The 13101-nt window shown below is 42.2% G+C and carries 12 protein-coding genes; 11 read left to right on the forward strand and 1 reads right to left on the reverse strand.

Annotated features, from left to right (window positions below; all coding sequences use genetic code 11):
* Nucleotides 1-21: 21 nt before the first annotated feature.
* The 11 genes from ribF to L2748_RS24600 all read left to right on the forward strand — a co-directional run bounded on the left by ribF (nucleotide 22) and on the right by L2748_RS24600 (nucleotide 12442).
* Entirely contained in the window at nucleotides 22-957 is a 936-nt protein-coding gene (gene ribF, locus L2748_RS02800; protein ID WP_220781063.1) for a bifunctional riboflavin kinase/FAD synthetase, read from the forward strand.
* A 31-nt stretch (nucleotides 958-988) separates the two neighbouring features.
* Nucleotides 989-3811: an isoleucine--tRNA ligase gene (gene ileS, locus L2748_RS02805; RefSeq protein WP_220781088.1), complete on the forward strand. Its 2823-nt coding sequence runs from the start codon at nucleotides 989-991 to the stop codon at nucleotides 3809-3811.
* Nucleotides 3812-3930: 119 nt separating this feature from the next.
* Nucleotides 3931-4443, forward strand: coding sequence for a signal peptidase II (lspA, locus tag L2748_RS02810; protein ID WP_220781064.1), 513 nt, complete (start codon nucleotides 3931-3933; stop codon nucleotides 4441-4443).
* A gap of 14 nt (nucleotides 4444-4457) precedes the next feature.
* Nucleotides 4458-4871, forward strand: a complete 414-nt coding sequence (gene fkpB / locus L2748_RS02815) for an FKBP-type peptidyl-prolyl cis-trans isomerase (protein ID WP_276521514.1) — start codon at nucleotides 4458-4460, stop codon at nucleotides 4869-4871.
* 2 nt (nucleotides 4872-4873) lie between these two features.
* Complete coding sequence (ispH, locus tag L2748_RS02820) at nucleotides 4874-5803, forward strand: 4-hydroxy-3-methylbut-2-enyl diphosphate reductase (protein ID WP_220781066.1); 930 nt, start codon at nucleotides 4874-4876, stop codon at nucleotides 5801-5803.
* 475 nt (nucleotides 5804-6278) lie between these two features.
* Nucleotides 6279-6836 carry a type IV pilus modification protein PilV gene (gene pilV / locus L2748_RS02825; RefSeq protein ID WP_220781067.1) on the forward strand — a complete coding sequence of 186 codons (558 nt, stop codon included), beginning with the start codon at nucleotides 6279-6281 and terminating at the stop codon, nucleotides 6834-6836.
* Between the two features lie 9 nt (nucleotides 6837-6845).
* Nucleotides 6846-7814 (forward strand): PilW family protein, encoded by a 969-nt coding sequence (locus tag L2748_RS02830; protein WP_220781068.1) that lies wholly within the window; start codon nucleotides 6846-6848, stop codon nucleotides 7812-7814.
* A gap of 9 nt (nucleotides 7815-7823) precedes the next feature.
* Nucleotides 7824-8243, forward strand: a complete 420-nt coding sequence (locus L2748_RS02835; RefSeq protein ID WP_220781069.1) for a pilus assembly PilX family protein — start codon at nucleotides 7824-7826, stop codon at nucleotides 8241-8243.
* Between the two features lie 3 nt (nucleotides 8244-8246).
* Nucleotides 8247-11759: a pilus assembly protein gene (locus L2748_RS02840; RefSeq protein ID WP_220781070.1), complete on the forward strand. Its 3513-nt coding sequence runs from the start codon at nucleotides 8247-8249 to the stop codon at nucleotides 11757-11759.
* A 3-nt stretch (nucleotides 11760-11762) separates the two neighbouring features.
* Nucleotides 11763-12146: a type IV pilin protein gene (locus L2748_RS02845; protein ID WP_220781071.1), complete on the forward strand. Its 384-nt coding sequence runs from the start codon at nucleotides 11763-11765 to the stop codon at nucleotides 12144-12146.
* A complete protein-coding gene (locus tag L2748_RS24600; protein ID WP_220781072.1) occupies nucleotides 12146-12442 on the forward strand; it encodes a TapY2 family type IVa secretion system protein in 297 nt (98 codons plus the stop codon). The genes L2748_RS02845 and L2748_RS24600 overlap by 1 nt, the downstream gene beginning before the upstream one ends.
* An 80-nt stretch (nucleotides 12443-12522) precedes the next feature.
* Here L2748_RS24600 and L2748_RS02850 read toward each other — a convergent pair whose 3' ends face one another.
* Entirely contained in the window at nucleotides 12523-13038 is a 516-nt protein-coding gene (locus L2748_RS02850; protein ID WP_220781089.1) for a GspH/FimT family pseudopilin, read from the reverse strand.
* Nucleotides 13039-13101 lie beyond the last annotated feature (63 nt).

Here is a 13101-nt window from a genome sequence, read left to right on the forward strand (position 1 = left end):
TCTCATGTGTCGTGTAAGATAATGGAATTAATTCGCGGTATTCATAATATTTTGCCTAAGCATCATGGTTGCGTATTAACGATAGGTAACTTTGATGGTGTTCATCGTGGTCATGCTGAAGTGATTAGTCGCTTAGTTGCCAAGGCTGAGCACTTAAGTTTGCCTGCGGCTGTGATGACATTTGAACCGCAGCCACAAGAGTTATTTCAAGGTGAAGATGCGCCTGCGCGTCTGAGCTTGTTGCGCGATAAAATCGTGTTGCTTGATGAGTTAAAAGTTAACCGCTTATTATGTGTAAACTTTAACAAGAAGTTTGCCAGTTATAGTGCTGAAGACTTTATTGAACAACTGCTGGTAAAAGCACTAGGCGTAAAATATTTGGTTGTCGGCGATGATTTCTGCTTTGGGAAACATCGGCAGGGCAATTTTGATATGTTACGTAAAGCGGGTGAAAAACACGGTTTTGCCGTCGTGAGCACCCAAAGCTTTATTTTGGGTGATAAACGCGTAAGCTCTACAGAAATCAGGCAGTTGCTTGCGAAAGGTAATTTAGAACAAGCAAGGCGGTTGCTAGGGCACCCTTTTACATTAAGTGGAAGAGTCGCTCATGGGCAAAAAATAGGGCGTACAATAGGTTTCCCTACTGCTAATATTGCATTAAAGCGCAAAGTCACACCGGTAAGAGGTGTATTTGCAGTAAAACTGTATTGGGATAATAGCGATATATACGAAGGCGTTGCTAATGTTGGCTTTAGACCAACGGTCAATGGTCAGGTATGTCAGTTAGAAGTCCACTTGTTTGATTTTGATGGTGACCTGTATGGGAAGGCAGTAGAAGTTGAACTAGTGGCAAAGATTAGAGACGAGCAGCCATTTGGATCGTTAGATGCGCTGAAAAAACAAATTAAAGATGATGCCAATAGAGCAAAAGCCCTACTTGGTAGCGATGCAGGCTGAACAGCTTAGCGAACAAAACGGTAAAGGATCAATGAGCGACTATAAATCTACTTTGAATTTGCCGGAAACAGAGTTTCCGATGCGTGGTAATTTGGCTAATCGTGAGCCAGAGATGTTAAAATCTTGGACCGAAAATGGACTGTACCAACAGATCCGTGAAAGCCGTAAAGATGCTAAACCGTTTATTTTGCATGATGGTCCTCCATATGCGAACGGCGATATTCACATTGGCCACTCAGTAAACAAAATTCTTAAAGATATTATTATTAAGTCAAAGACCATGTCTGGCTTTGATGCGCCATATATTCCTGGTTGGGATTGTCACGGTCTACCAATCGAGTTAAAAGTCGAGCAAAAAGTCGGTAAGCCTGGTCATAAAGTAACGGCTGCAGAGTTCCGTCAAAAATGTCGTGAGTACGCGGCTAAGCAAGTTGATGGTCAGCGTGATGACTTTATCCGTTTAGGCGTATTTGCTGATTGGCAAAACCCATACCTAACGATGGATTACAGCACTGAAGCTAACATCGTTCGTTCACTATCTAAAGTGATTGATAGCGGTCACCTGCACAAAGGTGTTAAGCCTGTGCATTGGTGTACAGATTGTGGTTCAGCGTTAGCAGAAGCTGAAGTTGAATATGAAGACAAAATGTCTCCAGCTATCGACGTTGCTTTCTCTGTGGTTGATAAACCTGCTTTATTAGCAAAGTTTGGTTTAAGTGATTACGCGCACAATATTTCAATGGTTATCTGGACTACAACACCTTGGACTTTACCTGCTAACCGCGCGTTAGCTGTAGGTGCTAATGTTGAGTACACCTTGGTTGAAATGGTTAAAGAAGGCCAAGCGCAAGCATTAGTATTAGCAACAGATTTATACGAATCATGTGTAGAGCGTTTTGGCGCAGAATCACACACAGTATTGGGTACTGCTGCGGGTAGTGATTTAGAACTACTGCGTTTTAACCACCCGTTCTATGATTTCGACGTGCCAGTTATTCTAGGCGATCACGTGACAGTCGATTCTGGTACTGGTGTGGTTCATACCGCTCCTGGTCATGGTCAAGACGATTTCGTGGTTGGTCAAAAGTACGGCTTAGAAGTGGCTAACCCTGTAGGGGACAACGGCGTTTATAAAGCTGATACTGAAATCTTTGCTGGTTTGCATGTATTTAAAGCAAACAAGAACGTAGTTGAGCTATTAGAAGAGAAAGGCGCATTACTTAATCACGTACAGATTAAGCATAGCTACCCACATTGCTGGCGCCATAAAACACCTATTATCTTCCGTGCAACGCCACAGTGGTTCATCTCTATGGATCAAAAAGGTTTGCGTCAGCAAGCACTAGGTGAAATTGAGCAAACTCAGTGGATCCCTGATTGGGGACAAAGCCGTATCGAGAAGATGGTTGAAAACCGTCCAGACTGGTGTATTTCACGTCAACGTACTTGGGGCGTACCTATCACCTTGTTTGTACACCGTGAAACTGAAGAATTACACCCTGACAGCGTGTCTTTGATGGAGCGCGTAGCTGCTCGTATCGAACAACAAGGCATTCAAGCTTGGTGGGATCTAGACGCATCTGAGCTATTAGGTGATGAAGCTGACCAGTACCGTAAAGTGACTGACACATTAGACGTTTGGTATGACTCTGGTTCTACTTTCTCGTCAGTGGTTGCTGCACGTCCAGAATTTAATGGTCACCCAATTGATCTATACCTTGAAGGTAGTGATCAACACCGTGGTTGGTTTATGTCGTCGCTAATGATTTCGACTGCGATGAACGGTAAAGCACCTTACAAGCAAGTATTGACTCACGGTTTCACCGTTGATGGTCAAGGCCGTAAGATGTCTAAATCTGTCGGTAACGTTATTGCTCCGCAACATGTGACTAATAAGTTAGGTGCTGACATTTTACGTCTATGGGTTGCTGCAACAGACTACAGCGGTGAGATGACTGTTTCCGATCAGATCCTAAACCGCAGTGCTGACGCATACCGCCGTATTCGTAATACAGCTCGTTTCCTACTTGCTAACATCAATGGCTTTAACCCAGAAACTGATATGGTTGCAGTTGAAGACATGGTTGCATTGGATCGCTGGGTTGTTCGCCGCGCTGCTGCATTGCAGCAAGAGTTATTAGAAGCATACGACCAGTACAACTTCCACTTAGTCACTCAAAAGCTTATGCAGTTCTGTTCAGTTGAGCTAGGTAGCTTCTACTTAGATATCATCAAAGACAGACAGTACACTGCAAAAGAAGACAGCAATGCGCGTCGTAGCTGTCAGTCTGCACTGTATCTTATCTCTGAAGCTATGGTGCGTTGGATTGCACCAATCTTGAGTTTTACTGCTGATGAGATCTGGAAGTTACTTCCTGGTGAGCGCGGTGAGTATGTATTTACCGAAACTTGGTATGAAGACTTTAAGTCGGTGACATTAGAGTCAGACTTAAGTGATGAGTACTGGGACCAATTACTTGCCGTTCGCGCAGAAGTGAACAAAGTGATTGAAAACGCACGCCGTGAAAAGCAAGTCGGTGGCTCACTAGAAGCTGAAGTGACCTTGTATGCTGACGAAGCTTTGCAAGCAGCACTTGAGAATTTAGGTGATGAATTACGCTTTGTGTTGCTAACTTCTAAGACTGAAGTTGTTGCCCTAGCATCTGCACCATCTGATGCAATCGAGACTGAACTTGCTTCACTTAAACTTAGCCTGAAGAAGTCTGAAGCTGAGAAGTGTGAACGTTGCTGGCACCACAGAGAAGATGTTGGTGCTGTTGCTGAGCACCCAACGCTATGTACACGCTGTGTAACTAACATTGAAGGCGATGGCGAAACCCGCCAGTTTGCTTAATCACGCAATAGCAACGGCTCTTTTATAGAGCCGTTGTTTTTTTGTCTGTTAATTTTGTATTGTTTATCAACATCTTTAAATTATGCGAGTTGATGCTATTTATGGAAAAGGAACATTTAATGCCAACTAACTGGAAAGACAGTGGTCTGCGTTGGTATTGGGTAGTTGTGTTGGTATTTCTTGCTGACCAGATATCTAAGCAATGGGTATTATCGAGCTTTGAACTGTACGAGTCGATTCAGTTACTGCCAGTGTTTAACTTTACTTATGTACGCAACTATGGCGCCGCATTTAGTTTTTTAAGTGATGCAGGTGGTTGGCAGCGGTGGTTATTTACCTTTGTTGCAGTAGGCTTTAGTGTATTGTTATCTGTTTGGCTGCGCCAGCAACCAAGTAAGATGTGGCGTTTAAACCTGGCTTATACTCTAGTGATAGGCGGGGCTTTAGGTAACCTTATTGATCGTCTGCAACATGGCTATGTTGTCGATTTTCTGCATTTTTATTGGAATAGCAGCCATTTTCCCGCATTTAATATCGCCGACTCGGCAATTTGTGTCGGCGCAGCACTAATTATTTTAGACTCATTTATAACGGGTAAAGATGATAAAAAAGCAAATGGTGTAAAGGAGTAACTTAGGTGTCAGAGATGCATTCAATTTTATGTCACATGAATATCGTACTAGAAGATGGTTCAACCGCTGAAAGCACGCGATCTAGCGGTAAGCCTGCACGGTTTAATGTTGGTGATGAAAGCTTAAGTCCAGCATTTGAATCTGAAATTATTAACCTTAAACAAGGGGATAAGCATAATTTCACTTTGCAACCAGCAGATACATTTGGTGAGTCTAACCCAGATGCAGTGCATCATATGGATAAGAGCCGTTTTCCTGCCGACATGGCACTTGAACCTGGTGTTATTGTCAGTTTTGCGGGCCCAGGCGGTAGCGAGATCCCTGGCATGGTGAGAGATGTTGTTGGCGATTCTGTGACAATAGATTTGAACCATCCGCTCGCTGGACAAGTGCTCACTTTTGAACTTGAAGTGGTACAGGTACTTTAATTATGAATATTCTTTTGGCAAACCCACGTGGTTTTTGTGCAGGCGTTGACCGTGCAATTAGCATTGTGGAACGGGCTTTAGAGTTGTTCTCCCCACCTATTTATGTTCGCCACGAAGTGGTACATAACCGTTATGTGGTGCAAAACCTAAAAGATCGTGGTGCAGTGTTTGTTGAAGAGCTGGATCAAGTGCCAGACAACAGCATTGTTATTTTTAGTGCTCATGGTGTGTCGCAAGCGGTCCGTAAAGAGGCTAAAACCCGCGGGCTTAAAGTGTTTGATGCAACATGTCCATTAGTCACTAAAGTGCATCTGCAGGTGACGCGTGCTAGCCGTAAAGGTATTGAATGTATCTTGATTGGTCACGCAGGGCACCCTGAAGTTGAAGGCACTATGGGACAATATGACAATCCTGAAGGGGGCGTTCACTTAGTTGAGTCACCTGAAGATGTCGCCAACCTAGTGGTTAAAGATCCTGATAACCTTTGCTTTGTTACCCAAACGACCTTGTCGATGGACGACACTGCGGATGTAATCGCATCTCTACAAAACAAGTACCCTTCAATTGAAGGGCCGCGTAAAGATGACATTTGTTATGCGACGCAAAACCGTCAAGATGCGGTACGCAATGTTTCTGAGCAAGCAGAACTGTTCATTGTGGTTGGTTCTAAAAATAGCTCTAACTCAAATCGTTTGCGTGAGTTAGCTGAGAAAAAAGGTACACAAGCTTTCTTAGTGGATAACGCTGATGATGTTGATGTGAACTGGTTTGACGGTGTACAACGTGTAGCAGTTACTGCAGGCGCTTCAGCTCCTGAAGTACTGGTTAAACAGGTTGTTGATGCTATCGCTAATATGGCACCGAGTGTGGTGACTGAAGTTGAAGGCAGAAAAGAAGATACTGTTTTTGCGGTTCCAGCTGAACTTAGATAGTTAGGCTAAACAATGCACACTTTAAAAGAGACTTAGGTCTCTTTTTTTTGCTTTAAATTTTAGGGGGCAATGAAAAGTAAGCTTTTATACTAATCAGTATAAACATTTAATCGCCATTCCGGAGTCTTTGGGGTTGCCGACCTCGGCGCTGAGTAGCTTTATAAGGAAATAACTATTATTGCCTTGAGTTAGCTTGCCAAAAATGGGTCTGAATAGATCAAACCTTTATCCTGCCTTTACTTTTTGATGATCTCTCCTTTTAAACAGTGCTTTACCTTGGTTTGTTTTGTGCTTTAGACAATTATCTTCGGCAAGTTATATCGATAATAAATTAAATCACTGTTACTTATTTGCTAACGTTAGACTGCGAGCTTGTTAAGGTGTATTATTTTGTCTTAGCATAAGCCACCGATTTAGAAAGATAAAACAGTATTTTTAACGTCAATAAAGTGTCGAAAGAAGAAGGATTGACAGTATGCGATCCAGAGAAAACGGGTTTTCTTTGATAGAAGTGCTAGTGGCTCTAGTTATATTAGTGGTGGGGCTTATTGGTGTTTTTAATTTACATTTAGTAGCAAAGCGTGGAAGTTTTGAGTCATTTCAGCAAAGCCAGGCTTCGTATTTCGCACAAGATATTATTAATAGAATGAAGTTAAATCGTACTCAACTCATCGCGTACACCGGTAACTATAATGGGAGTTTAGCTCACCCAAATACAGCTTGCGAAGTTACTGTAGGAGCCAGTGTTGTTTGTAGTGTATCGCAGACTTTGGCTTGGGATTTGTATAAATGGGAACAACAAATGCTCGGTTTCTCAGAGGTTAATGCCGACTCTCTGAATGTTGGTGGACTAGATAGCCCTTCTGCTTGTGTTAGTGCTTTAGCAAACGGCGATGTGACAGTTGTAATAACTTGGCGTGGAATTCGAGAACTGTCAGACGGAGCTTCAAATAATCTAGACTCTTTTGTACGAAACTGCGGAACTGCAAGCGATAGGCGCAGAGTGTACAGTGTGAAAACTGTCATTATTTAAGGAAGAAATATGAAAGTGAAGGGCTTTTCACTAGTTGAGTTAATGGTTGCAATGGGTGTAGGGCTCTTCTTGACTGCTGGTGTTTTTACGATGTTTATTATGTCTGCAGCCAATGTGACAACGACAAGTCAGTTTAATCAATTGCAGGAAAATGGACGTATAGCACTAGCATTGATTGAGCGGGACGTAAGTCAACTGGGGTTCTTGGGGGATTTAACAGGAACAGCATTAACTCTAGGCACAAATATTAATATTGATGCTGTCCCCATTTCAGCAAGTGATGATTGTATTGGCGGTGGTGTGAATAATGCGTCCTTTCCTACTGCAGTAGCGAGTAACTTTCGATTATTGTGGGGTTATGAAAGCGGTGTGTCAGCACAGTCTTTAACATGCTTAACCAATGCTCGAACAGCTACAGATGTTTTGCAGATCAAAAGATTGTCAGGACCTTCAATAGCTTTGCCAAATGATGCTAATCGGTACTACCTAGCAGCAAATGTACAGGGTGGTACGTTATTTAGTGGTGACCAGCCTGCTCCATTCGTAATTAATGGTCGTTATTGGGAGTATTTGCACCATATTTACTATATTGAGGATGAAGCTGGGATACCCACGCTAAAGCGTAGAGTATTGCGTAAAGGTGGCATGAATACTTCTTCAAGTTTTGAACAGCTTGTAGAAGGGGTTGAAAATATGCGCATTTTATATGGTTTTGATAGTAATGGTGATAATAGTGCTGACAGTTTTATGCCGGTGCAAAATGTAACAAGTTTAATGTGGGATAACAGCTTAACTCAACGGATTGTTGCATTGAGAATCTTCTTGTTAATCCGTTCAATAGAGGATGACAGTAAATACACAAATAATAATACCTATGAGCTTGGAGATAAGATTATTGTTGCGCCAGGGGATAACTTTAGGCGCAAAGTTATTTCAACGACTTTGGTATTAGAAAACCCTTTAATGACAGTTAATTAAGGATGCAGAATGGGAAAGCAAAAAGGGATGGTGTTATTTTTTTCGTTAATTGTCTTGATCATTATGACTGTCATTGGGGTCGCATTGGCTGTTAATTCAAATCAGTCTATTAAAATGGCTGGTGCGGGTTCAGAAAGAATTGAAGCTATGACCGCTGCACAGGGTGCACAGGATCGGGTTATAGATATTAATGAGGGAACAACTCTAATTAATTTATCGAGCCAGATGGTTACAAATGATGTTGCTCTAGGAGTTACAAATACCTTGGAGCCTGTAGGTAGCGCATGCCAACGCATTGTGAAGGCGCATGGTATGAAAATTGGGTGTAATAAGATTGATATTTCCAGTACTGCAGTTTTTGGTCGAAACGATCTAGGGGAGCTGACAGTTGTGACCGGAATAGAGCAACAGTTTAGAGCAGGGAATTAAATTATGCTAAGGATTAAGCGGATATTATGCGCCTTTACCGGGCTGGCGATAGTCGTATCAGGAATGACGTTTGGTGACGATACCGAATTATATGTATTTGGTTCTACTGCGCGTTCAGACTCTCGTCCTCAGGTTCTTATCATTTTTGACAATTCCGGAAGTATGGGGACGGATGAGAATACAGATACATTTTATTCTCGAGGCGATGAAAACCTTAAAGGGTCAACTAAGCTTTATTATAGCAAAGGTACTGGTGTACCAGAGTTATCGAGTCCAAACTTTTTACTGAATAAAATAAATGGTTGTAAGCGCTCTAAGACTTATTTAAAAGATTATGGTTTTTTTACAGGTTTTATTCGGGAATATAGCTTCGTAGGGGAAAATGGCAGTTGGTCTGAATTACCTGACTCACTAGCCTCAACAATTACTCATACTGATTGTTTCGAAGACTTTGATGACTCGAGCAATATAACTTATAAGAATGCGAATAGTATTGATGAGGGACTGCCGGTCGATAGCTTGGGTACATCGGCTTCTCCAATCCCTTATACGTTAGTTTCAAATAGCTCTACGGCTCTTGAGCAAGAAGCTGCTTTAGATAAGGCTTTGCTGACAAACTTTGGTATTGGTAAGTCAGTAACGTTTTATACTGAGAAGTATGTATCGTGGTACCACAGCTCGAAAAGCAAACAGGATATCTCTCGTTTAGAAATTGCGCAAAGAGTAATAGAAGATACTATTGTAACGACTCCAAGTGTAGATTTTGGGTTGGCAGTTTTTAATTACAATAATGGTAGTAGTGATGATGGTGGTCGTATCATCTCCGGTATTAAGCGCCTTAATACTACCGAGAAAAAAGCGCTTATCACAACCGTCGGCAATCTAAACGCTGAAACATGGACGCCTCTATGTGAGACTTTATATGAGGCTTATCGATACTTCGCGGGGAAATCTCCTCATTTTGCACTCGAAGCCGGTGGAGCATCTCCTGCAAGAGATACGAGTATAGAAAAAAATGGTAACTATACTTCTCCATTCGTTGGAAACCAATGTTCAGATCGAGCCTATGTCGTCTATATAACGGATGGGGCACCAACTAGAGATAGCGCCGCAGATACGACTGTAAGTGGGATGACGGGATATGATTCTGACAATAAGGTTGATGGCAGTAATTTACCGGCATTAGCCAGTATTATGAATACAGAGGATATTAATACCTCTGTAGATGGAGAGCAATTCGTCACTACCTTTACAATTGGTTTTAGTGATGGCGCATTAAGTGCTGAGCCCATTTTGAAAAAAGCTGCAGAACTTGGTGGCGGGAAGTATTTTGCTGCTAGCGATGCTTCTGAGCTGCAGTCAGCCCTTTCTAACGTATTTTCCCAAATCCTTGAAATTAATTCTAGCTTCACCTCTCCCTCTATCGCGAGTAATAACTTTGATAGAACTCAAACGTTTGACTCTGCTTATTACGCCATGTTCTTGCCAAGTAAGGGAGCTCGCTGGATTGGAAATATTAAAAAATTTAAGGTGACAGGAAGCGGTGATATCGTTGACAAAAATGGTGTATTGGCCATTGATGATGAAGGCAACTTAAAATCATCAGCTTGCTCTTATTGGACTCCGAATTCTGTTTGTGCTTCAGCCTCTGGTGGTGGAGACGGCAATGATGTCCGCAGTGGTGGCGCCGCTTTAGCCATTAAAGATACAACGTCTAGAGTGCTGTATGGGAATTTTGGCTCCGGGGGAGCATTAAAGTCTTTTACCAAAGAAAATGCTCAAAATATGGCGGGGAGCGAGACATTACTCGCCGGATTTATGGGCGTTGATAAAAGCCAATTAGAGGACACTTTTAGTTGGGCATCAGGTAAAGATGTTGATGACGATAATAATAACTCAAATACAACTGAGCAACGTGAAGATATATTTGGTGATCCCCTGCACTCGAAACCTCTAGCGTTAAACTTTGGTAGCCAAAGTTCTCCTGATATTCGAGTGTTAATAGGTACGAATCATGGTTTTCTTCACATGCTTAAGGATTTAGGGGACTCTGTAGAGGAAACTTGGGCATTCATGCCTTATGAGTTGTTGCCTAATATTGCTGAGTTAAAAGCAAATATACCTACTGGTGTGCACTCCGTATACGGCTTGGACTCATCACCTGTAGCCTATACAGAGGAGTCAGCAGATGGAGGTATTGATAAGGCTTGGGTGTTTATAGGGATGCGACGCGGTGGTAAATCTTATTATGCTTTAGATATTACTAACCCTGATTCGCCTACTTTTATGTGGAAGATCGATCCAAGCTCGACAGGTATGGGGGAGTTAGGTCAGACTTGGGCGGAACCTGTTGTAACAAAAATACCTGGTTGGCCAATTGGTAATACTGATCCCTCTAGTGCTAAACCCGTTATTATTTTCGGGGCAGGTTATGAGCCATCTAATAAGGACCCTGCGTCGGTTGGGACAAACGACTCTCAAGGGAGGGGAGTATTTATTGTTGATGCTGAAACTGGCAATTTAGTGCATGCATTTGGAGCGGGGGGGGCTGGTAGCTTAACTTCCCTTCCGGGGATAGTGGATAGTATTCCTAATTCTGTTGCAGTCCTAGATTCAGATGGTGACTCATTAACGGATAGGTTATATGCCACTGATACCGGCGGAAATGTATGGCGAATGGATTTACCATCAGGCTCTCCTTCAAGTTCGGCAAGCCCTTGGACTGGCTATAAGTTTGCAAGTTTAGGTGGCAATACTACTTCAAATGATAGGCGCTTTTTTGCTGAGCCTGTGGTCGCTCAAACTGTATTTACAAATATTTCTGAGGTTAGTGTTACCGTTGATGGTAATACAACGACAACAACAACATATCAGAATGTGCCTTACGACGCAGTAACTATTGGCTCTGGACATAGACCGCACCCAAGTGATTTAGGGCGGACTGATATGTTTTATGTTCTGCAAGATCGCAATGTAATTACTCGTTCATTTGGAGCTGGCGCGTATCCTGTACCTGATACACTTCTCCTCGCTGACTTATATAATGTAACAAGTGCTCCCCCATCTACAGAAGAGGAGAATATTACCTTTGGAGGTAAGCGAGGTTGGTACTACACTTTCGGTTCGACGGGGGAAAAAAGTTTAGCTGCATCGACAATTATCGAGGGGCGAGTATTTTTTACATCTTATGTGCCTAGTGGTAGCTCCAGTGCTAGTCAGTGTTTAGTTTCTGGTATGGGGAGGTTATATGGCTTTGACTTGCATAAAGGTACCCGTTCTTATACACATGAATATATAGAAATTGGCGAAAGAGTACCGGATACGCCTGACTTAGTTATACCACCAAATGGGTCTGATGATTCTTATATGTATCTTATAGGGATAGGCAAAGCGGGTGATGATATGGTTAAAGTTCCTGACCCTGATGGAAATAATGACTCATGTTTACCAGGCGATAATAAGTGTGTGGGTGGAAGCTTGGGTGTTAATCGTATTTACTATCATATAAATGAGTAGGTTATGAAACAGAAGGGATTTAGTTTAATAGAGTTAATGATAGTGGTTGCTATTATTGGGATTTTGGCAAGTATTGCTTACCCGTCTTATGTGCAGCATGTTGCTAAAAGCGCCAGAGCAGATGGCGTTGCAGGCTTAATGAATGTCGCTAATTTACAAGAACAATATTATTTAGATAATCGGCAGTACACTGCTGATATGACAGATTTGGGATTAAACGCTGACCCGTATGTTGTTGAGAATGGTTTTTATCGTATTGACTCTACAGGGACAACTAGTTTTATTGCAACGGCAACCGCTATAGGGGCTCAAGCTTCGAGGGATAGCCAATGTGCTGTAATACAGATTACTGAAACAGGCAGCCGCAGCCCACAGGAGTGTTGGTAATGATTAGGGGAATAATTGGTATTATTGCACTTACGTCTACAGGTGCTTTTGCTTCGGTGAAAGAGCTGAAAGAATATAAGTGTTACGTTATTACAGATTTTGGAGAGCAGATAACGCTTTATAGGTGGCCAGCGGATAGGGTTAAAGTGAATATGAGTAGATTACCTATGAAGAAAGTACCTAAATCTGGACCAGGAGTCCGACCTATAATTAGAGATGTTGTAGAGTGCGTGGAGAGTGATCGTGACTTTAGCAAACCTGCAGGGAATGAATTAGATAGGAATTTAGCCCGTTAGTTGTTGAGAGGGGGATTTAGTTTAATCAGTAACTTCCTCAAGCTAAATTCTGTTTAAAGACGATATTTGATTTCGCTGTCTTAGTTACAGACTATGGTGCCTGAGGTAAACTTTACTTTCCCCGATATGCTCAATGTTAGCCCCTTTGAGTCGGTGCTCGTCTGGCTTCCAGGGCAGTAGTTAAAGCTTCCTGAGCTAAAGCCGCCACTTACAAAACCATCATTTCCGATTGTGATACTATTTTGGTCATAGTCAATAAAATCATTATCGTTAAAACTAGCGAGCTCTAGCAGGACTTGATCTGTTCCATCAATTGTATTTATTGTGCCATTATCGATAAATACGCTTGCTCCGTTAATCCAGTCATTGCTGCAAGTATTGCCATTTAAGGGGCATAATGTAACACGGGAGCCATAGCTAAGAGCATGATTTCGACTGAACAGTATCGCTTGCTGAATTGTACGGATATTACTTTCTGCTCGGTAGCTCTCATACATGGAAGTTAATGAAGGCACGCCCATAGTCAGCATAATAGCGGCAATCGCAATGGTAACCATCAACTCCACAAGCGTGAGTCCTAGTTGTTTAATGTGCATTACGAACCTCTCAAGTTTTGACTTACCAAATTGTCATTATATTGTTATTGATGTTGGTAACTA

The organism is Shewanella sairae (assembly GCF_023283535.1).
In the GTDB taxonomy this organism is placed as follows: domain Bacteria; phylum Pseudomonadota; class Gammaproteobacteria; order Enterobacterales; family Shewanellaceae; genus Shewanella; species Shewanella sairae.